The 21,326-nt window shown below is 44.7% G+C and carries 16 protein-coding genes, 3 tRNA genes, 4 rRNA genes, 1 other RNA gene and 1 other annotated feature (1 of these 25 only partly in view); of the genes, 19 read left to right on the forward strand and 5 right to left on the reverse strand.

Going from position 1 to position 21,326, the window contains the following annotated elements:
* Positions 1–53: 53 nt before the first annotated feature.
* Both M0696_RS00055 and rrf read left to right on the forward strand, forming a co-directional pair.
* Positions 54–2,981: ribosomal RNA gene (locus M0696_RS00055) — 23S ribosomal RNA — on the forward strand.
* 55 nt (positions 2,982–3,036) lie between these two features.
* Positions 3,037–3,152, forward strand: a 5S ribosomal RNA gene (gene rrf / locus M0696_RS00060).
* A gap of 41 nt (positions 3,153–3,193) precedes the next feature.
* Here the strand turns inward: rrf and M0696_RS00065 are convergent.
* The gene (locus M0696_RS00065) at positions 3,194–4,141 is read right to left on the reverse strand and encodes a YaaC family protein (protein WP_166854557.1); all 948 of its coding nucleotides are present in this window, start codon (positions 4,139–4,141) and stop codon (positions 3,194–3,196) included.
* 120 nt (positions 4,142–4,261) lie between these two features.
* On the opposite strand from M0696_RS00065, the gene guaB reads away from it, so the two are divergent.
* From guaB to M0696_RS00095, 6 genes are all read left to right on the forward strand, one after another.
* Positions 4,262–5,728 carry an IMP dehydrogenase gene (guaB, locus tag M0696_RS00070; RefSeq protein ID WP_166854556.1) on the forward strand — a complete coding sequence of 489 codons (1,467 nt, stop codon included), beginning with the start codon at positions 4,262–4,264 and terminating at the stop codon, positions 5,726–5,728.
* A gap of 152 nt (positions 5,729–5,880) precedes the next feature.
* A complete protein-coding gene (dacA, locus tag M0696_RS00075; RefSeq protein ID WP_248602363.1) occupies positions 5,881–7,212 on the forward strand; it encodes a D-alanyl-D-alanine carboxypeptidase in 1,332 nt (443 codons plus the stop codon).
* Positions 7,213–7,408: 196 nt separating this feature from the next.
* Positions 7,409–8,293: a pyridoxal 5'-phosphate synthase lyase subunit PdxS gene (gene pdxS, locus M0696_RS00080; RefSeq protein ID WP_166854554.1), complete on the forward strand. Its 885-nt coding sequence runs from the start codon at positions 7,409–7,411 to the stop codon at positions 8,291–8,293.
* A gap of 21 nt (positions 8,294–8,314) precedes the next feature.
* Positions 8,315–8,905: a pyridoxal 5'-phosphate synthase glutaminase subunit PdxT gene (gene pdxT / locus M0696_RS00085; protein ID WP_248602364.1), complete on the forward strand. Its 591-nt coding sequence runs from the start codon at positions 8,315–8,317 to the stop codon at positions 8,903–8,905.
* 52 nt (positions 8,906–8,957) lie between these two features.
* Positions 8,958–9,170, forward strand: a binding site (T-box leader).
* A 55-nt stretch (positions 9,171–9,225) separates the two neighbouring features.
* The gene (gene serS / locus M0696_RS00090) at positions 9,226–10,503 is read left to right on the forward strand and encodes a serine--tRNA ligase (RefSeq protein ID WP_248602365.1); all 1,278 of its coding nucleotides are present in this window, start codon (positions 9,226–9,228) and stop codon (positions 10,501–10,503) included.
* A gap of 134 nt (positions 10,504–10,637) precedes the next feature.
* Positions 10,638–10,730, forward strand: a tRNA-Ser gene (locus tag M0696_RS00095).
* 111 nt (positions 10,731–10,841) lie between these two features.
* Here M0696_RS00095 and dck read toward each other — a convergent pair.
* From dck to M0696_RS00115, 4 genes are all read right to left on the reverse strand, one after another.
* Entirely contained in the window at positions 10,842–11,495 is a 654-nt protein-coding gene (gene dck / locus M0696_RS00100; RefSeq protein WP_222143888.1) for a deoxyadenosine/deoxycytidine kinase, read from the reverse strand.
* Positions 11,492–12,115, reverse strand: a complete 624-nt coding sequence (gene dgk, locus M0696_RS00105) for a deoxyguanosine kinase (RefSeq protein ID WP_222143887.1) — start codon at positions 12,113–12,115, stop codon at positions 11,492–11,494. Before dgk ends, dck begins: the two co-directional genes overlap by 4 nt.
* A gap of 98 nt (positions 12,116–12,213) precedes the next feature.
* Positions 12,214–13,497, reverse strand: a complete 1,284-nt coding sequence (locus tag M0696_RS00110) for a glycoside hydrolase family 18 protein (RefSeq protein WP_248602366.1) — start codon at positions 13,495–13,497, stop codon at positions 12,214–12,216.
* Positions 13,498–13,566: 69 nt separating this feature from the next.
* Positions 13,567–14,112, reverse strand: a complete 546-nt coding sequence (locus M0696_RS00115; protein WP_248602367.1) for a cysteine hydrolase family protein — start codon at positions 14,110–14,112, stop codon at positions 13,567–13,569.
* Positions 14,113–14,197: 85 nt separating this feature from the next.
* On the opposite strand from M0696_RS00115, the gene tadA reads away from it, so the two are divergent.
* The 11 genes from tadA to M0696_RS00170 all read left to right on the forward strand — a co-directional run.
* Complete coding sequence (gene tadA / locus M0696_RS00120) at positions 14,198–14,683, forward strand: tRNA adenosine(34) deaminase TadA (RefSeq protein WP_222143884.1); 486 nt, start codon at positions 14,198–14,200, stop codon at positions 14,681–14,683.
* 82 nt (positions 14,684–14,765) lie between these two features.
* Positions 14,766–15,030: signal recognition particle sRNA large type (gene ffs, locus M0696_RS00125), an RNA gene on the forward strand.
* A gap of 129 nt (positions 15,031–15,159) precedes the next feature.
* On the forward strand, positions 15,160–16,851 hold the full coding sequence (gene dnaX / locus M0696_RS00130) for a DNA polymerase III subunit gamma/tau (RefSeq protein WP_222143883.1): 1,692 nt from the start codon (positions 15,160–15,162) through the stop codon (positions 16,849–16,851).
* A gap of 23 nt (positions 16,852–16,874) precedes the next feature.
* On the forward strand, positions 16,875–17,198 hold the full coding sequence (locus M0696_RS00135; RefSeq protein ID WP_003225427.1) for a YbaB/EbfC family nucleoid-associated protein: 324 nt from the start codon (positions 16,875–16,877) through the stop codon (positions 17,196–17,198).
* A 14-nt stretch (positions 17,199–17,212) separates the two neighbouring features.
* Entirely contained in the window at positions 17,213–17,809 is a 597-nt protein-coding gene (recR, locus tag M0696_RS00140; protein ID WP_003225425.1) for a recombination protein RecR, read from the forward strand.
* 17 nt (positions 17,810–17,826) lie between these two features.
* Positions 17,827–18,051: a YaaL family protein gene (locus tag M0696_RS00145; RefSeq protein WP_003242387.1), complete on the forward strand. Its 225-nt coding sequence runs from the start codon at positions 17,827–17,829 to the stop codon at positions 18,049–18,051.
* A gap of 66 nt (positions 18,052–18,117) precedes the next feature.
* Entirely contained in the window at positions 18,118–18,381 is a 264-nt protein-coding gene (bofA, locus tag M0696_RS00150) for a sigma-K factor-processing regulator BofA (RefSeq protein WP_166854547.1), read from the forward strand.
* 307 nt (positions 18,382–18,688) lie between these two features.
* A 16S ribosomal RNA gene (locus M0696_RS00155) occupies positions 18,689–20,238 on the forward strand.
* 101 nt (positions 20,239–20,339) lie between these two features.
* Positions 20,340–20,416 (forward strand) — tRNA-Ile (locus M0696_RS00160).
* An 11-nt stretch (positions 20,417–20,427) separates the two neighbouring features.
* A tRNA-Ala gene (locus M0696_RS00165) sits at positions 20,428–20,503 on the forward strand.
* 81 nt (positions 20,504–20,584) lie between these two features.
* Positions 20,585–21,326, forward strand: a 23S ribosomal RNA gene (locus M0696_RS00170) (it continues 2,186 nt past the right edge of the window).
* Together the 16S and 23S rRNA genes with 2 tRNA genes alongside form the textbook arrangement of a ribosomal RNA operon.

Consider the following 21,326-nt stretch of genomic DNA (forward strand, 5'->3'; position numbering starts at 1 on the left):
AGACATCACATTCAATTAGTAATACAAGATATCACATAGTGATTCTTTTTAACGGTTAAGTTAGAAAGGGCGCACGGTGGATGCCTTGGCACTAGGAGCCGATGAAGGACGGGACGAACACCGATATGCTTCGGGGAGCTGTAAGCAAGCTTTGATCCGGAGATTTCCGAATGGGGAAACCCACCACTCGTAATGGAGTGGTATCCATATCTGAATTCATAGGATATGAGAAGGCAGACCCGGGGAACTGAAACATCTAAGTACCCGGAGGAAGAGAAAGCAAATGCGATTCCCTGAGTAGCGGCGAGCGAAACGGGATTAGCCCAAACCAAGAGGCTTGCCTCTTGGGGTTGTAGGACACTCTGCACGGAGTTACAAAAGAACGAGGTAGATGAAGAGGTCTGGAAAGGCCCGCCATAGGAGGTAACAGCCCTGTAGTCAAAACTTCGTTCTCTCCTGAGTGGATCCTGAGTACGGCGGAACACGTGAAATTCCGTCGGAATCCGGGAGGACCATCTCCCAAGGCTAAATACTCCCTAGTGACCGATAGTGAACCAGTACCGTGAGGGAAAGGTGAAAAGCACCCCGGAAGGGGAGTGAAAGAGATCCTGAAACCGTGTGCCTACAAGTAGTCAGAGCCCGTTAACGGGTGATGGCGTGCCTTTTGTAGAATGAACCGGCGAGTTACGATCCCGTGCAAGGTTAAGCAGAAGATGCGGAGCCGCAGCGAAAGCGAGTCTGAATAGGGCGCATGAGTACGTGGTCGTAGACCCGAAACCAGGTGATCTACCCATGTCCAGGGTGAAGTTCAGGTAACACTGAATGGAGGCCCGAACCCACGCACGTTGAAAAGTGCGGGGATGAGGTGTGGGTAGGGGTGAAATGCCAATCGAACCTGGAGATAGCTGGTTCTCTCCGAAATAGCTTTAGGGCTAGCCTCAAGGTAAGAGTCTTGGAGGTAGAGCACTGATTGGACTAGGGGCCCCTACCGGGTTACCGAATTCAGTCAAACTCCGAATGCCAATGACTTATCCTTGGGAGTCAGACTGCGAGTGATAAGATCCGTAGTCGAAAGGGAAACAGCCCAGACCGCCAGCTAAGGTCCCAAAGTATACGTTAAGTGGAAAAGGATGTGGAGTTGCTTAGACAACCAGGATGTTGGCTTAGAAGCAGCCACCATTTAAAGAGTGCGTAATAGCTCACTGGTCGAGTGACTCTGCGCCGAAAATGTACCGGGGCTAAACGTATCACCGAAGCTGCGGACTGTTCTTCGAACAGTGGTAGGAGAGCGTTCTAAGGGCTGTGAAGCCAGACCGGAAGGACTGGTGGAGCGCTTAGAAGTGAGAATGCCGGTATGAGTAGCGAAAGAGGGGTGAGAATCCCCTCCACCGAATGCCTAAGGTTTCCTGAGGAAGGCTCGTCCGCTCAGGGTTAGTCGGGACCTAAGCCGAGGCCGAAAGGCGTAGGCGATGGACAACAGGTTGATATTCCTGTACCACCTCCTCACCATTTGAGCAATGGGGGGACGCAGGAGGATAGGGTAAGCGCGGTATTGGATATCCGCGTCCAAGCAGTTAGGCTGGGAAATAGGCAAATCCGTTTCCCATAAGGCTGAGCTGTGATGGCGAGCGAAATGTAGTAGCGAAGTTCCTGATTCCACACTGCCAAGAAAAGCCTCTAGCGAGGTGAGAGGTGCCCGTACCGCAAACCGACACAGGTAGGCGAGGAGAGAATCCTAAGGTGATCGAGAGAACTCTCGTTAAGGAACTCGGCAAAATGACCCCGTAACTTCGGGAGAAGGGGTGCTCTGTTAGGGTGCAAGCCCGAGAGAGCCGCAGTGAATAGGCCCAGGCGACTGTTTAGCAAAAACACAGGTCTCTGCGAAGCCGTAAGGCGAAGTATAGGGGCTGACGCCTGCCCGGTGCTGGAAGGTTAAGAGGAGCGCTTAGCGTAAGCGAAGGTGCGAATTGAAGCCCCAGTAAACGGCGGCCGTAACTATAACGGTCCTAAGGTAGCGAAATTCCTTGTCGGGTAAGTTCCGACCCGCACGAAAGGCGCAACGATCTGGGCACTGTCTCAACGAGAGACTCGGTGAAATTATAGTACCTGTGAAGATGCAGGTTACCCGCGACAGGACGGAAAGACCCCGTGGAGCTTTACTGCAGCCTGATATTGAATGTTGGTACAGCTTGTACAGGATAGGTAGGAGCCTTGGAAACCGGAGCGCTAGCTTCGGTGGAGGCATCGGTGGGATACTACCCTGGCTGTATTGACCTTCTAACCCGCCGCCCTTATCGGGCGGGGAGACAGTGTCAGGTGGGCAGTTTGACTGGGGCGGTCGCCTCCTAAAAGGTAACGGAGGCGCCCAAAGGTTCCCTCAGAATGGTTGGAAATCATTCGCAGAGTGTAAAGGCACAAGGGAGCTTGACTGCGAGACCTACAAGTCGAGCAGGGACGAAAGTCGGGCTTAGTGATCCGGTGGTTCCGCATGGAAGGGCCATCGCTCAACGGATAAAAGCTACCCCGGGGATAACAGGCTTATCTCCCCCAAGAGTCCACATCGACGGGGAGGTTTGGCACCTCGATGTCGGCTCATCGCATCCTGGGGCTGTAGTCGGTCCCAAGGGTTGGGCTGTTCGCCCATTAAAGCGGTACGCGAGCTGGGTTCAGAACGTCGTGAGACAGTTCGGTCCCTATCCGTCGCGGGCGCAGGAAATTTGAGAGGAGCTGTCCTTAGTACGAGAGGACCGGGATGGACGCACCGCTGGTGTACCAGTTGTTCTGCCAAGGGCATCGCTGGGTAGCTATGTGCGGACGGGATAAGTGCTGAAAGCATCTAAGCATGAAGCCCCCCTCAAGATGAGATTTCCCATTCCGCAAGGAAGTAAGATCCCTGAAAGATGATCAGGTTGATAGGTCTGAGGTGGAAGTGTGGCGACACATGGAGCTGACAGATACTAATCGATCGAGGACTTAACCCACATTTTGAATGATGTCACATCTGTTATCTAGTTTTGAGAGAACACTCTCAATTTGTTTGGTGGCGATAGCGAAGAGGTCACACCCGTTCCCATACCGAACACGGAAGTTAAGCTCTTCAGCGCCGATGGTAGTCGGGGGTTTCCCCCTGTGAGAGTAGGACGCCGCCAAGGCAAGGTTAAAACCCAGCTCAATGAGCTGGGTTTTTTGTGTGTCAAAAATGAAGAAGAAATTGTAAAGCATATTTCGGAAACTTGTTTTCTGTCACTAATAAAAACTGCTGAATCAGCACGTAATCATCACTTATATGCTGCGTTAACAACTCATACCACCATTCTGTCTCATACCTCGCGATCATCCCTATGTTGTACAAAATTAAATAATGAATTGCCATTTCAGGAAGTCTCAGAAATTGTTCCCTTTGGGAAGGGATAAAATATTGGTTCTTACCCATGTCATACAACAAGCTGTTTGATGTCCATGGCTTCATGTCTTGTGGTGAAATTTCAAACAGCAGCCCGTGTTCACTTTTCTTTGCAAAAGACCATTGAAAATGATGGCTCATATATTCGGCAAATCTTGAATCAGACATTTTATAATTGATGACCACATCCTCTGGTACAGAAATCCTGTTCTTCTCCTTCTCGACTTTTGTCATAAAACGTTCTTTCTGCTGAAAATAGAAAGTATCACTTAGTTCTGGAATCGCCATTAATAATTTTTTCATGGTGTACCGTTCATCTACTATATCCGATTGTCCGAATAAGTGTTTCATGAAATGTATGCATAGGCCGTTCCGTTGTATTTTTACTTCATCATCGCTAAAACAATAATTTTGTTTCTTTCGCTTTCTTGTTGTTACGCCATGTGCCAGTACCGACGTATGGCTTGGGTAATGAGGATCCCGTGTTACGAGACATGCTTTGATAAGTTGTGCCATTCCGTAAAATAAAAGAATCGGTTTGATTTCTAAAGGGGAATATGAGGCTTGTTTATAAAACGATTCGGCATGCTTTAGGAAATAAATAAACCGTTCACTGTTTTTAAAAGAGTTCTTTTTCGCATCGTCAATATCGTTTAAGGTATACACTTTCTCTAGAAATTTCTGGGTTGATTCAACGGAATAAAATAGCGCTAAGTCTTTCCACTCATGATATGTCATATGTATTTCTTAATCCTTTCCATTATCTAAATATTTCAACTCTTTAATGCTTCCTTGACATGCTCTTGGCTAGTTGATAATCTACATATAATATTTTGCCGAAAAGAGGGGGATTTACTAATGTGGGAAAGTAAATTTTCAAAAGAAGGCTTAACGTTTGACGATGTGCTGCTTGTACCAGCAAAGTCAGAGGTACTTCCGCGTGATGTGGATTTATCTGTAGAACTTACAAAAACGTTAAAGCTGAATATTCCTGTCATCAGCGCAGGTATGGACACTGTAACAGAATCAGCAATGGCAATTGCAATGGCTAGACAGGGCGGCTTGGGCATCATTCATAAAAATATGTCCATTGAACAGCAGGCTGAACAAGTTGATAAAGTAAAGCGTTCTGAGCGCGGCGTTATCACAAATCCCTTCTTTTTAACTCCTGATCACCAAGTATTTGATGCGGAGCACTTGATGGGGAAATACAGAATTTCCGGTGTTCCGATTGTAGATAACGAAGAAGATCAAAAGCTTGTCGGAATTATTACAAACCGTGATCTGCGTTTTATTTCTGACTACTCAATGAAAATCAGCGATGTCATGACGAAAGAAGAGCTTGTTACTGCACCTGTAGGAACGACTCTTGATGAAGCTGAAAAGATTTTGCAGAAACATAAAATTGAAAAGCTTCCTCTCGTTGATGACCAGAATAAATTAAAAGGTCTTATTACAATTAAAGACATTGAAAAAGTCATTGAGTTCCCGAACTCTTCTAAAGACATTCACGGCCGTCTGATCGTTGGCGCGGCAGTTGGTGTAACTGGCGACACAATGACTCGCGTTAAAAAGCTTGTTGAAGCTAATGTTGATGTTATTGTTATTGATACTGCTCACGGACATTCTCAGGGTGTATTAAACACAGTAACAAAAATCCGTGAAACATATCCTGAATTAAACATTATTGCTGGAAACGTGGCAACAGCTGAAGCGACCAGAGCTCTTATCGAAGCTGGAGCAGACGTTGTCAAAGTTGGAATCGGACCTGGTTCAATTTGTACTACACGCGTGGTAGCGGGTGTCGGTGTTCCGCAAATTACAGCGATTTATGATTGTGCGACTGAAGCAAGAAAACACGGCAAAACAATCATCGCAGATGGCGGCATTAAATTCTCTGGCGATATCACTAAAGCATTAGCATCCGGCGGACATGCTGTTATGCTCGGAAGCTTGCTTGCTGGCACGTCAGAAAGCCCTGGTGAAACTGAAATCTACCAAGGCAGAAGATTTAAAGTATACCGCGGTATGGGATCAGTTGCTGCAATGGAGAAAGGAAGTAAAGACCGTTACTTCCAAGAAGAAAACAAAAAATTCGTTCCAGAAGGAATTGAAGGACGCACACCTTACAAAGGACCAGTTGAAGAAACCGTTTATCAGCTAGTCGGCGGTCTTCGTTCTGGTATGGGATATTGCGGATCCAAAGATCTTCGCGCTTTAAGAGAAGAAGCTCAGTTCATTCGCATGACTGGCGCAGGACTTCGTGAAAGCCATCCGCATGATGTACAAATTACAAAAGAATCTCCGAACTATACAATTTCATAATAAATTGTTACAAATTAAAAACATTTGACAGGGTCTCAGACTCTGTCTATTTTTTTTATACTGAGTATGATAAAATTTATACTGTTGTGCATTGAAAATGTCCTTAACGGCTTAATTATAGATGAGAAAAATGAAATACGGAGGTCGTACGATTGAACATCAAGAAATGTAAACAGCTATTGATGTCATTGGTTGTGTTAACACTAGCTGTCACTTGTCTGGCTCCAATGGCAAAAGCAAAAGCAGCCAGCGATCCAATTGATATCAATGCATCTGCTGCTATTATGATCGAAGCTTCTTCAGGTAAAATTCTGTACAGTAAAAATGCAGATAAGAGACTGCCAATTGCCAGCATGACAAAAATGATGACAGAGTATCTGTTATTAGAAGCAATTGATCAAGGTAAAGTGAAATGGGACCAAACCTATACGCCAGATGACTATGTGTATGAGATTTCCCAAGATAACAGCTTATCAAACGTTCCTCTTCGTAAAGATGGGAAATACACAGTAAAAGAACTATATCAAGCTACAGCCATTTATTCTGCAAATGCTGCTGCTATTGCGATTGCAGAAGTCGTTGCGGGCACTGAAACTAAGTTTGTTGAAAAAATGAATGCAAAAGCAAAAGAACTAGGCTTAACAGATTACAAATTTGTTAACGCAACAGGTCTTGAAAACAAAGATCTTCACGGGCATCAGCCTGAGGGGACAAGCGTAGATGAAGAAAGTGAAGTTTCTGCTAAGGACATGGCGATTCTTGCGGATCACTTGATTACTGACTACCCTGAGATTCTGGAGACTTCCAGTATCGCAAAAACGAAGTTCAGAAAAGGCACTGATGATGAGATGGACATGCCGAACTGGAACTTCATGCTGAAAGGGCTTGTCAGTGAGTATAAAAAAGCGACTGTAGATGGACTGAAAACAGGCTCTACTGACTCTGCGGGTTCATGCTTCACAGGAACAGCTGAACTCAATGGTATGCGTGTTATTACTGTTGTATTAAACGCAAAAGGCAACCTACATACAGGCCGTTTTGATGAAACGAAAAAAATGTTCGATTATGCTTTCGACAATTTCTCCATGAAAGAAATTTATGCTGAAGGCGATCAAGTAAAAGGCCATAAAACGATTTCAGTTGATAAAGGTAAAGAGAAAGAAGTAGGCATTGTAACAAACAAAGCATTCTCTCTTCCTGTCAAAAATGGTGAAGAAAAGAATTACAAAGCGAAGGTTACACTAAATAAAGAGAACCTGACTGCTCCTGTGAAAAAAGGAACCAAGGTTGGGAAACTGACTGCAGAATATACAGGTGATGAAAAGGATTACGGATTCCTCAACAGCGATCTTGCTGGTGTAGACCTTGTTACAAAAGAAAATGTAGAAAAAGCAAACTGGTTTGTTCTGACAATGCGCAGTATCGGCGGATTTTTCGCTGGCATTTGGGGAAGCATTGTTGATACGGTAACCGGCTGGTTTTAATCAAATGAAAGAGCTCTGATGTATGTTAGGGCTCTTTCGCTTAATATACTGAAAAAACCCAATTTTTAAGAAAAAATGATTTTCAAAGCGCTAAAAACCGAATAAAATAATATATATCCATATGAATTATTGGATTTCTAGGATACAATAAGGATTAGAAATCATACAATTATACCTTGATTAGGGGGACCAAGAAATGGCTCAAACAGGTACTGAACGTGTAAAACGCGGAATGGCAGAAATGCAAAAAGGCGGCGTCATCATGGACGTCATCAATGCGGAACAAGCGAAAATTGCTGAAGAGGCTGGAGCTGTAGCTGTAATGGCGCTAGAGCGTGTACCAGCTGATATTCGTGCGGCTGGAGGAGTTGCCCGTATGGCTGACCCTACAATCGTGGAAGAAGTAATGAATGCAGTATCTATCCCAGTAATGGCAAAAGCGCGTATTGGACATATTGTTGAAGCGCGTGTGCTTGAAGCTATGGGTGTTGACTATATTGATGAAAGTGAAGTTCTGACTCCGGCTGACGAAGAATTCCATTTAAATAAAAATGAATATACAGTTCCTTTCGTTTGCGGCTGCCGTGATCTTGGTGAAGCAACACGCCGTATTGCTGAAGGCGCTTCTATGCTTCGTACGAAAGGCGAGCCTGGAACAGGGAATATCGTTGAGGCTGTTCGCCATATGCGCAAGGTAAACGCTCAAGTGCGTAAAGTAGTTGCGATGAGTGATGATGAAATCATGACAGAAGCGAAAAACTTAGGTGCTCCTTACGAGCTTCTTCTTCAAATTAAAAAAGATGGCAAGCTTCCTGTCGTCAACTTTGCCGCTGGTGGTGTAGCTACTCCTGCTGATGCTGCTCTCATGATGCAGCTTGGTGCTGACGGGGTATTTGTTGGTTCTGGTATTTTCAAATCAGACAACCCTGCTAAGTTTGCGAAAGCAATTGTGGAAGCAACAACTCACTACACTGATTACAAATTGATCGCTGAACTTTCAAAAGAGCTTGGTACTGCAATGAAAGGGATTGAAATCTCAAACTTACTTCCAGAACAGCGTATGCAAGAACGCGGCTGGTAAAAATATAGGAGTGCTGCTGGCATGTTAACAATAGGAGTACTAGGACTTCAAGGAGCAGTTAGAGAGCATATCCGTGCAATTGAAGCATGCGGGGCGGCTGGTCTTGTGGTTAAACGCCCGGAGCAGCTGAATGAAATTGACGGACTGATTCTACCCGGCGGTGAGAGCACAACGATGCGACGTTTGATTGATACGTATCAATTCATGGAGCCGCTTCGTGAATTTGCTGCCCAGGGAAAACCGATGTTCGGGACATGCGCCGGATTAATTATATTAGCAAAAGAAATTGCTGGTTCAGATAATCCTCATTTAGGGTTGCTGAATGTGGTTGTTGAACGTAATTCGTTTGGCCGGCAGGTTGACAGCTTTGAAGCTGATTTAACAATCAAAGGCCTGGACAAGCCTTTTACAGGGGTATTCATCCGCGCGCCGCATATTTTAGAAGCTGATGAAAATGTTGAAGTTCTTTCGGAGCATAATGGTCGTATTGTAGCTGCTAAACAGGATCAATTCCTGGGCTGCTCGTTCCATCCGGAGCTGACAGAAGATCATCGAGTGACACAGCTGTTTGTTCAAATGGTTGAAGAATACAAACAGAAAGCACTTGTATAAAACAGTTGAAAGCTGTGGAAACTTATAGTACATTATAAGCACAAATAAAGATCGAAAAGCGTTGATAGGAACTAGTAAGAAGCCTCTCTTTCTAAGAGAGCCGATGGTTGGTGAGAATCGGTGAAAGATGCTGTCTGAATCCATCCTTGAGCGAAATGCTGAAACAAGTAGGCATTTACGGGATAACCGTTATGTGTGAAAGTGGAAAGCGAGTCTTTGGCTTGTTTTCAATCAGGGTGGCAACGCGAGAGCTCTCGTCCCTTTATGGGGATGAGGGCTCTTTTTATTTTCGACAAATCAATAAAAAAGGAGTGTTTCGCATGCTTGATACAAAAATGCTGAGAGCAAATTTTCAAGAAATTAAAGCAAAGCTTGTACACAAAGGCGAAGACTTAACTGATTTTGATAAGTTTGAGGCGCTGGACGATAGACGAAGAGAGCTTATTGGCAAGGTTGAAGAGTTAAAAGGAAAACGGAATGAAGTATCTCAGCAGGTAGCTGTGCTGAAACGTGAGAAAAAAGATGCAGATCACATTATTAAAGAAATGCGTGAAGTCGGCGAGGAAATTAAAAAACTTGATGAAGAATTAAGACAAGTGGAATCTGAGCTTGATACTATTCTTCTTTCAATCCCAAATATTCCGCATGAGTCTGTCCCTGTAGGTGAAACAGAAGACGACAACATAGAAGTGCGTAAATGGGGTGAAAAGCCTTCATTTGCTTACGAGCCGAAGCCGCACTGGGATATTGCAGATGAGCTGGGTATTCTTGATTTTGAACGTGCTGCAAAAGTAACCGGAAGCCGTTTCGTGTTCTATAAAGGGTTAGGTGCTCGTCTGGAGCGTGCGCTTTATAACTTTATGCTTGATCTGCACGTAGATGAGTATAACTATACTGAAGTGATTCCGCCTTATATGGTAAATCGCGCAAGTATGACGGGAACGGGTCAGCTTCCTAAATTCGAAGAGGATGCGTTTAAAATCAGAGAAGAAGATTACTTCTTAATTCCAACTGCGGAAGTACCGATTACAAACATGCATCGCGATGAAATCCTTTCAGGTGAGAGCCTGCCGATCAACTATGCGGCATTCAGTGCTTGCTTCCGTTCTGAAGCCGGTTCAGCAGGGCGTGATACACGCGGATTAATCCGTCAGCATCAATTTAATAAAGTTGAGCTTGTGAAGTTTGTGAAGCCTGAAGATTCTTATGAAGAATTAGAGAAGCTTACAAACCAAGCAGAACGAGTTCTTCAGCTGCTTGAGCTTCCATACCGTGTCATGAGCATGTGTACGGGTGATCTAGGCTTTACGGCTGCGAAAAAATACGATATCGAAGTTTGGATTCCAAGCCAAGACACATATCGTGAAATCTCTTCTTGCAGCAACTTCGAAGCATTCCAGGCAAGACGTGCGAACATTCGTTTCAGACGTGAAGCGAAGGGCAAGCCTGAGCATGTACACACACTAAACGGTTCAGGGCTGGCGGTTGGAAGAACAGTAGCCGCTATCTTAGAAAATTATCAGCAGGAAGACGGAAGCGTTGTAATTCCAAAAGTGCTTCGCCCTTATATGGGGAATAAAGAAGTAATAAAACCATAAAATTGTGAAAGGTGTGCCTGATAAGGTGCGCCTTTTTGCCTGCGTAAACACGGCATTTTTATAAAAACAAAAAAAGTTTTTAAAAAAGCTTGACCATATAAGAACATTCATGATATAGTAAGTCTTGTCGATACGGAGGAATACCCAAGTCCGGCTGAAGGGATCGGTCTTGAAAACCGACAGGGGTGTCAAAGCCCGCGGGGGTTCGAATCCCTCTTCCTCCGCCATATTGATTTTAATTCTAATGAAACACAAGCATATATTGGAGATTGTTTTGTCCGTTGCATTCGGTGCAACGGATTTTTTATTATAAAGAAAAAGTGAATCTCAGTTGAGATTCACTTTTTTTGATTTTCATGAATAACTGAAGCGATTTGATCTACAATATTTTCAATCGAACTTTCGTCATTCAGCAGATCATAATCCTCAATGCGGAGTTTTAAAACAGGGCAGGCGTTAAAACCGCTTATCCAGTTTTCATAGCGTGTATGCATTTCTTCCCAATAGGACCGGCTTGTCTGAAGCTCCATTTCACGGCCGCGTTCTTCAATCCGGTTTAAAATGTTCTCCAGATCTCCTTCTAAATAGATCAATACATCTGGGTGTGGGAAATAAGGTGTCATGACCATTGCTTCGAAAAGGCTTGTGTAAGTTTTATAATCAATCTTTGACATTGTCCCTTTGTCAGCATGCATTTTTGCGAAGATTCCTGTATCTTCATAAATAGACCGATCCTGTACAAATCCTCCGCCGGCTTCAAAAATCGTTTTCTGTTCTTTGAATCGTTCAGCTAAGAAATAGATTTGCAGGTGAAAGCTCCAACGTTCAAAATCATGATAGAACTTTTCTAAGTATGGATTATGATCGACTTCCTCCAGAGAGGTTTTAAATCCAAGACGTTTAGCCAAAGCTTTTGTTAAAGTCGATTTTCCGACACCTACTGTTCCTGCTACTGTGATAATTGAATTTTTAGGGATAAAATGTTCCTTCATACGATAAGCTCCTTTACATGGGCGGCAATGCGTTCAAAGTCGCTCTTATTCAAAACAAAATCTTTTGAATCACCATCTATGGTTAACACTGTAAGTTCAGGATCTGCTTCTTGCAGCTGTTTGATGGCGACTTCATAATCTGCGATCAGCTGCTCCAAATAGCTTGTTTCAATTTTTTTCTCAAAGGGGCGTCCGCGTTTTTCAATGCGGTGTAACAATGTAGGCAGACTAGCCTTTATGTAAATGATGAAATTTGGCTTTGGCAGATCATCTGTCAGCAGGTGATAAATCTTTTTATATTTTTCCAGCTGGTGCTGAGAAAGGGTGCGTTCTGCAAAAATCACATTTTTATAAATGTGATAATCAGCTATCACAGGCTGTCCCTTTTTTAAAAAGTGATCATCGGTGTCTTCAAGCTGTTTGTATCTGTGACAAAGAAAAAACATTTCAAGCTGGAAGCTCCATTCCTCTATATTGTCATAAAACTTATCAAGGTACGGGTTATCCTCAACAATCTCACTAATCATAGGGAATCCAAACTCTTGTGAGAGCATCGTCGCGAGGGTAGTTTTTCCTGCCCCGATAGGACCTTCTATTGCAATAAAAGGGGCTGTATTCATCGGAATCCTCCTTATATCTGAAAAACGTTCGTCAGTTACCGACCTTCATATTGTATCACAACCCTTAGGTGCCCCCATGAAAAAAAGACGTTTCCAAATTATCGAAACGTCTTTTTGACAATATTAAATTGATCAGATAGCAGCAGCCAGTTTTGCGGGAAGGAAAGACCCAGCTTCCAATAGCTGATGCCTCTTAAATTCAGCTCTTTAATCAGATTGAATTTTGCTTGGATTGAGCGGGCATCCTCAAACCACACCTCGTGCCTTCTGTTTTCTGCATCAGTATAGCGGAAAAAAGGTGCTTGAGCGGTTTGGTCATACTGAATGGCTGCATTGTTTTCAGCGGCTATGACAAGGGCTTGCTGAGGGCTTATTGCTCTTGCCGGGGTTCCGCCTGCTGTATACGGCAGCGTCCAGTCATACCCATATAAATTCTGCCCCATGACAATTTTATTCGCAGGCATTTCAGTCAAAGCATATTCTATGACATCCCGAACAGGCCCGATTGGAGAAACGGCTTGAGCCGGCCCGCCACTATAGCCCCATTCATATGTCATGAGAACAACAAAGTCGACAATTTGGCCATGGGCTCTGTAATCATGCGCTTCGTACCATCTGCCCTGCTGTGTTGCGCTTGTTTTAGGGGCAAGCGCTGTAGAAATTTCTAAGCCTTCTCGATGGAAAAGATCCCTTGCTTCACGGAGAAATTGATTATATGCTTCTCTATCCTGAGGCCGCAAATATTCAAAATCAAAATGAATATCATAGAAACCATATCTTTTGGCATTCTCGACTATTTCATTTAAAAGTCTTCTTTTTACAGTATCATCGTTCAAAAGGATCCGGCCGAGTTCATCGCTGAATGCCTGATTTTCTAAGTTTGTTATAATCATCATCAATGATGTGTTTTGATTCTCTGCAATGCTTCTTAAATTCGTTAAAGGCGGTGCGACTAAGGTTCCGTCACGCTGTGCCTGAAAACTGAATGCGCCAAGGTACGTTAAGTAGGGCGATGCTTCTCTGGCCGCCTGCTGGAGATTTTCGCTGACTTGATTTCCGCGGGGCTCCAAATAAGCATTTGATTCGATGTCTCGTTTAGGAACCGGAGGGATGTATAAGCGGAAACCAATCTGCAGTATGGTATTTAACTGGATTCGGTTAATCCTGGCAAGCTCGGCTGCTGTTGTATTGAACCGCCGTGCGATGGATGTCAGAGTATCTCCTTGTTGAACATCATAAAACTGGCCGGCTATTGGAATGACAATGGTTTGTCCGACAACAAGGCTGTCGGGATTTGGTATTTCATTCGTTTCTGTGATTTCACTTACAGTTGTTCTGTATTGTGAAGCGATAGCAGAAAGAGTGTCGCCTTGTTTCACCACATAAATTTGAATGAAAAACGCCTCCTTTCATATCGCTACCAATGTATGAAAGAAAAGCGCTGATCATGTTTATTTTTCTGTAATTTGTTCCTCCTTCGTAATTTTCGCGAACAGAACATTCTCCATCATGGTTAAGGCAAATTCGTTGTCTTCGTCACGATTTGAGGCAATGCAGTCCTTAGGAATCGTGATGCTGTATTCCCTCATGTAAGCGTCATTAGCGGTAAACAGTACGCATATGTTACCGGCTATACCTGTTAAGATAATATGCTTCACCTGCAATTCGGTAAGGAGAGTGTGAAGTGCTGTTTCGTAAAAAGCGGAATGCTTCGGTTTGATTAAAAAATAATCAGCATCTTCCGGAGCTATCTGTCTGATGATATCCTTACTTCTTTCATTCGTGCATTTTTGCTGAATATTTTTAATATCAGCTTGCCAAAGTCCATAATGATCATTAATGTAAATAATCGGCCAGTCGTTTTGTCTCGCATGCTTCTTTAATGATAAAATGTGAGGAACGATTTTTTCTGTTTTTTTAGCGAGGCTTTCTCCCATATCGAATTCAAAATTATTGATCATGTCTACAATGAGAAGAGCTGTGTCTGCTTTGGACAATCGACAGTCTCCTTTCAGTATCAGTTATAGTTAATATGTAGCCTTTTTAGGCAATGAAAAAACCTTGAAAAGAGAGCTTATCCTTATGACACAAGATGAACTTTATATGAAAGAAGCAATTAAAGAAGCGAAAAAAGCCGAAGAGAAAGGTGAAGTGCCAATCGGCGCTGTGCTTGTCGTTAATGATGAAATCATAGCGCGTGCACATAATTTAAGAGAGACGGAGCAGCGGTCAATCGCTCATGCGGAAATGCTTGTGATTGATGAAGCGTGTAAGGCGCTGGGAACGTGGCGGCTGGAGGGTGCAACTCTTTATGTGACGCTTGAGCCTTGTCCGATGTGTGCCGGTGCCGTCGTGCTTTCGCGAGTAGAAAAAGTGGTATTTGGTGCATTTGACCCTAAAGGCGGCTGTTCAGGCACGCTCATGAACCTTTTGCAGGAAGAGCGCTTTAACCACCAGGCTGTAGTGGTAAGCGGGGTACTTGAGGAGGAATGCGGAGGAATGCTCAGTTCGTTTTTTAGAGAACTGCGAAAAAAGAAGAAAACCTTCAGGAAAAACTTGTCTGAGTAGTCCGGTTGCAATTTTTAGGGGGAAACGATATACTTATGTATGCATCGCAATAGATGCGATATAAAATTTGATATTTATTTTGCCGTGCTAAGCGGGGAGGTAGCGGTGCCCTGTACCTGCAATCCGCTCTAGCGGGGCCGAATCCCTTCTCGAGGTTCGTTTACTTTAAGGTCTGCCTTAAGTAAGTGGTGTTGACGTTTGGGTCCTGCGCAATGGGAATTCATGAACCATGTCAGGTCCGGAAGGAAGCAGCATTAAGTGAAACCTCTCATGTGCCGCAGGGTTGCCTGGGCCGAGCTAACTGCTTAAGTAACGCTTAGGGTAGCGAATCGACAGAAGGTGCACGGTAAATCAATCATCAAATTTTCAGACTCACCTATCATTAGGTGAGTTTTTTGTTATGTAAAAAGAGCTTTTGGAATCGAAACAAGGTTCATGTATAATAGGAATGATGAATAACGGAGGAGGGCAAACCCGTGAGTTACCAAGCTTTATATCGAGTATTCAGGCCTCAGCGCTTTGAAGATGTGGTTGGACAAGAACACATTACAAAAACGCTGCAAAATGCCCTTTTGCAAAAAAAGTTTTCTCACGCCTATCTGTTTTCTGGGCCAAGAGGAACGGGAAAAACCAGTGCAGCCAAAATATTTGCCAAGGCTGTCAACTGTGAACATGCTCCTGTTGATGAGCCATGCAACGAATGTGCGGCCTGTAAAGGGATAACAAACGGGTCAATATCCGATGTCATAGAAATTGACGCTGCTTCTAACAACGGTGTCGATGAGATTCGTGACATTCGCGATAAAGTGAAGTTTGCCCCGTCGGCCGTCACATATAAGGTATATATCATAGATGAGGTACATATGCTTTCTATCGGCGCCTTTAATGCATTGCTAAAAACATTAGAAGAGCCGCCCGAGCATTGTATTTTCATTTTAGCAACAACCGAACCGCATAAAATTCCTTTAACCATTATCTCCAGATGTCAGCGTTTTGATTTTAAACGAATTACATCCCAAGCGATTGTCGGACGTATGAATAAAATTGTTGATGCCGAACAGCTGCAAGTAGAAGAAGGATCGCTTGATATCATTGCGAGTGCTGCAGATGGCGGTATGAGGGATGCTTTGAGTCTTCTTGATCAGGCGGTATCATTTAGCGGTGATGTCCTGAAAGTCGAAGATGCGCTTTTGATTACGGGAGCTGTTTCTCAATTATATATAGGGAAGCTTGCACAATCCCTGCATGATAAAAATGTTTCTGACGCACTGGAAACATTAAATGAACTGCTTCAGCAAGGGAAAGATCCAGCTAAGCTGATAGAGGATATGATTTTCTACTTCAGGGACATGCTGCTGTACAAAACAGCCCCTGGCTTAGAAGGAGTGCTTGAAAAAGTAAAAGTCGATGAAACGTTCCGAGGACTAAGCGAACAAATTCCGGCACAGGCCATATATGAAATGATTGATATTCTGAACAAGAGCCATCAAGAAATGAAATGGACAAATCATCCCCGCATCTTTTTTGAAGTGGCAGTGGTGAAGATTTGTCAAACTTCTCATCAATCAGCAGCTGACCTGCCGGAAGTTGATATGCTGATGAAAAAAATTCAGCAGCTCGAGCAGGAAGTGGAGCGGCTTAAAACTACGGGTATTAAAGCAGCGGTGGAAAGCCCGAAAAAAGAAACGTCGCGTGTGCCTAAGGGCGGGAAATCCAATTACAAAGCGCCAGTAGGCAGAATTCATGAAATTCTGAAGGAAGCTACGAGACCGGATCTTGACCTGCTCAAAAACAGCTGGGGCAAGCTTCTTGCTCATCTCAAACAGCAAAACAAAGTATCACATGCCGCTTTGCTGAATGACAGTGAACCTGTGGCTGCCGCCTCAGCGGCATTTGTTCTGAAATTCAAATATGAAATTCATTGTAAAATGGTCGCAGAGGATAATAACGGAGTCCGGACCAATCTTGAGCATATTTTAGAATCGATGCTCGGAAAAAGAATGGATTTGATTGGCGTTCCAGAAGCACAATGGGGTAAAATAAGAGAAGAATTTTTAGTAGATCATCAGCAGGAAAATGAAGGATCAAATGAACCGGCTGAAGAAGACCCGCTTATTGCTGAGGCGAAAAAGCTTGTCGGAGCGGATTTAATTGAAATAAAAGACTAACAAAATGAAAGAGAGTGAATGCTATGCGTGGCGGAATGGGAAATATGCAAAAAATGATGAAACAAATGCAAAAAATGCAAAAGGACATGGCGAAGGCTCAAGAAGAGCTTGCAGAAAAGGTTGTTGAAGGAACTGCAGGCGGCGGTATGGTAACAGTAAAAGCAAACGGCCAAAAAGAAATCCTGGATGTCATCATCAAAGAGGAAGTCGTTGATCCGGAAGATATCGACATGCTTCAAGATTTGGTGCTTGCTGCAACGAATGAAGCTCTGAAAAAAGTTGACGAAATCACAAACGAAACAATGGGTCAATTTACAAAAGGAATGAACATGCCAGGTTTATTCTAGGGGGATAAAAGAACATGCAATATCCTGAACCAATATCAAAGCTGATTGACAGCTTTATGAAATTGCCAGGGATCGGACCGAAAACAGCGGTTCGTCTGGCTTTTTTTGTTCTAGGTATGAAAGAAGATGTGGTATTAGATTTTGCCAAAGCATTAGTAAATGCGAAACGCAACCTGACATATTGTTCAGTTTGTGGGCATATTACAGATCAGGACCCTTGCTATATATGTGAAGATACGCGCAGGGATAAGTCTGTTATCTGTGTTGTGCAAGACCCTAAGGATGTTATCGCTATGGAGAAAATGAAGGAATACAATGGACAGTATCACGTTCTCCACGGCGCCATTTCTCCAATGGACGGCATCGGGCCAGAGGATATTAAAATACCAGAATTGTTAAAACGATTACAGGATGATCAAGTGACAGAAGTGATTCTCGCAACAAACCCTAATATAGAAGGGGAAGCAACGGCGATGTATATATCAAGGCTCCTAAAGCCGTCTGGTATTAAGCTCTCCCGTATTGCCCACGGACTGCCCGTCGGCGGCGATTTGGAATATGCTGATGAGGTCACTCTTTCTAAAGCACTTGAAGGAAGACGTGAATTGTAAGGAGGAAAAAGCGATCCATGGGTTTTCTTCGCAAGAAAACATTGAGAAGAGAGTTTGATGAAAAACTAACCGAGCAGCTTTTTAAGCAAAAGGAAGAGTGGAACAGGCAAAAAAAGCTGGTTGAAAAAAGCTTAGAGCCGTCTGCTGAAGTGTTGTACGAACTGAAAGTAGCTGAAGCGAAATATTTTTTTTACTTGAGGGAAGCGAAACAGCGAAATTTAAAAATCAGCCGATGGAAGTAAGTGGTCTAAACTCCTGGATCTTCTCATAAGCTTGTACTAGAACAAGCAAAGGAGATGAGAAGATTCATGGAGCCTATTTTTATTATAGGGATTATTTTAGGACTGGTTATTCTTCTTTTTTTATCAGGTTCAGCTGCAAAGCCGTTTAAGTGGATAGGCATCACAGCTGTTAAATTTGTGGCGGGCGCTTTGCTGCTCGTTTGTGTAAATATGTTTGGCGGCAGTCTTGGCATTCATGTGCCGATTAATCTTGTCACAACTGCTATCAGCGGGATTTTAGGAATACCGGGAATAGCTGCTTTAGTCATCATTAAGCAATTTATTATTTAAATGATATTATATGTTGACTTTATCAATCGGAGGTGTTATTCTAATATACGTCGCTGATGACAATCGCTTTTTAAAAAGAACTCATTAAAAAAGTTGTTGACGAAAGCGGCAGGAAATGTTATGATTATAAAGTCGCTTTAAGAGCGGTAAACAAAGTTCTTTGAAAACTAAACAAGACAAAACGTACCTGTTAATTCATTTTTATAAAATCGCACAGTGATGTGCGTAGTCAGTCAAACTAGGGCCTGCACGATGCAGGTCACGCAGGTGTCACCGCAGGATGCGGTGAACTTAACTTGCGATCCATTTATCGGAGAGTTTGATCCTGGCTCAGGACGAACGCTGGCGGCGTGCCTAATACATGCAAGTCGAGCGGACAGAGGGGAGCTTGCTCCCTGATGTTAGCGGCGGACGGGTGAGTAACACGTGGGTAACCTGCCTGTAAGACTGGGATAACTCCGGGAAACCGGGGCTAATACCGGATGCTTGTTTGAACCGCATGGTTCAAACATAAAAGGTGGCTTCGGCTACCACTTACAGATGGACCCGCGGCGCATTAGCTAGTTGGTGAGGTAATGGCTCACCAAGGCAACGATGCGTAGCCGACCTGAGAGGGTGATCGGCCACACTGGGACTGAGACACGGCCCAGACTCCTACGGGAGGCAGCAGTAGGGAATCTTCCGCAATGGACGAAAGTCTGACGGAGCAACGCCGCGTGAGTGATGAAGGTTTTCGGATCGTAAAGCTCTGTTGTTAGGGAAGAACAAGTACCGTTCGAATAGGGCGGTACCTTGACGGTACCTAACCAGAAAGCCACGGCTAACTACGTGCCAGCAGCCGCGGTAATACGTAGGTGGCAAGCGTTGTCCGGAATTATTGGGCGTAAAGGGCTCGCAGGCGGTTTCTTAAGTCTGATGTGAAAGCCCCCGGCTCAACCGGGGAGGGTCATTGGAAACTGGGGAACTTGAGTGCAGAAGAGGAGAGTGGAATTCCACGTGTAGCGGTGAAATGCGTAGAGATGTGGAGGAACACCAGTGGCGAAGGCGACTCTCTGGTCTGTAACTGACGCTGAGGAGCGAAAGCGTGGGGAGCGAACAGGATTAGATACCCTGGTAGTCCACGCCGTAAACGATGAGTGCTAAGTGTTAGGGGGTTTCCGCCCCTTAGTGCTGCAGCTAACGCATTAAGCACTCCGCCTGGGGAGTACGGTCGCAAGACTGAAACTCAAAGGAATTGACGGGGGCCCGCACAAGCGGTGGAGCATGTGGTTTAATTCGAAGCAACGCGAAGAACCTTACCAGGTCTTGACATCCTCTGACAATCCTAGAGATAGGACGTCCCCTTCGGGGGCAGAGTGACAGGTGGTGCATGGTTGTCGTCAGCTCGTGTCGTGAGATGTTGGGTTAAGTCCCGCAACGAGCGCAACCCTTGATCTTAGTTGCCAGCATTCAGTTGGGCACTCTAAGGTGACTGCCGGTGACAAACCGGAGGAAGGTGGGGATGACGTCAAATCATCATGCCCCTTATGACCTGGGCTACACACGTGCTACAATGGACAGAACAAAGGGCAGCGAAACCGCGAGGTTAAGCCAATCCCACAAATCTGTTCTCAGTTCGGATCGCAGTCTGCAACTCGACTGCGTGAAGCTGGAATCGCTAGTAATCGCGGATCAGCATGCCGCGGTGAATACGTTCCCGGGCCTTGTACACACCGCCCGTCACACCACGAGAGTTTGTAACACCCGAAGTCGGTGAGGTAACCTTTTAGGAGCCAGCCGCCGAAGGTGGGACAGATGATTGGGGTGAAGTCGTAACAAGGTAGCCGTATCGGAAGGTGCGGCTGGATCACCTCCTTTCTAAGGATATTTACGGAATATAAGACCTTGGGTCTTATAAACAGAACGTTCCCTGTCTTGTTTAGTTTTGAAGGAACTTTGTTCCTTGAATAAGTTAAGATGGGCCTGTAGCTCAGCTGGTTAGAGCGCACGCCTGATAAGCGTGAGGTCGGTGGTTCGAGTCCACTCAGGCCCACCATCTTAAATAACGGGGCCTTAGCTCAGCTGGGAGAGCGCCTGCTTTGCACGCAGGAGGTCAGCGGTTCGATCCCGCTAGGCTCCACCAACGTGTTCTTTGAAAACTAGATAACAGTAGACATCACATTCAATTAGTAATACAAGATATCACATAGTGATTCTTTTTAACGGTTAAGTTAGAAAGGGCGCACGGTGGATGCCTTGGCACTAGGAGCCGATGAAGGACGGGACGAACACCGATATGCTTCGGGGAGCTGTAAGCAAGCTTTGATCCGGAGATTTCCGAATGGGGAAACCCACCACTCGTAATGGAGTGGTATCCATATCTGAATTCATAGGATATGAGAAGGCAGACCCGGGGAACTGAAACATCTAAGTACCCGGAGGAAGAGAAAGCAAATGCGATTCCCTGAGTAGCGGCGAGCGAAACGGGATTAGCCCAAACCAAGAGGCTTGCCTCTTGGGGTTGTAGGACACTCTGCACGGAGTTACAAAAGAACGAGGTAGATGAAGAGGTCTGGAAAGGCCCGCCATAGGAGGTAACAGCCCTGTAGTCAAAACTTCGTTCTCTCCTGAGTGGATCCTGAGTACGGCGGAACACGTGAAATTCCGTCGGAATCCGGGAGGACCATCTCCCAAGGCTAAATACTCCCTAGTGACCGATAGTGAACCAGTACCGTGAGGGAAAGGTGAAAAGCACCCCGGAAGGGGAGTGAAAGAGATCCTGAAACCGTGTGCCTACAAGTAGTCAGAGCCCGTTAACGGGTGATGGCGTGCCTTTTGTAGAATGAACCGGCGAGTTACGATCCCGTGCAAGGTTAAGCAGAAGATGCGGAGCCGCAGCGAAAGCGAGTCTGAATAGGGCGCATGAGTACGTGGTCGTAGACCCGAAACCAGGTGATCTACCCATG

The sequence above is a fragment of the Bacillus rugosus genome (assembly GCF_023238245.1).
GTDB classification, from domain to species: domain Bacteria; phylum Bacillota; class Bacilli; order Bacillales; family Bacillaceae; genus Bacillus; species Bacillus rugosus.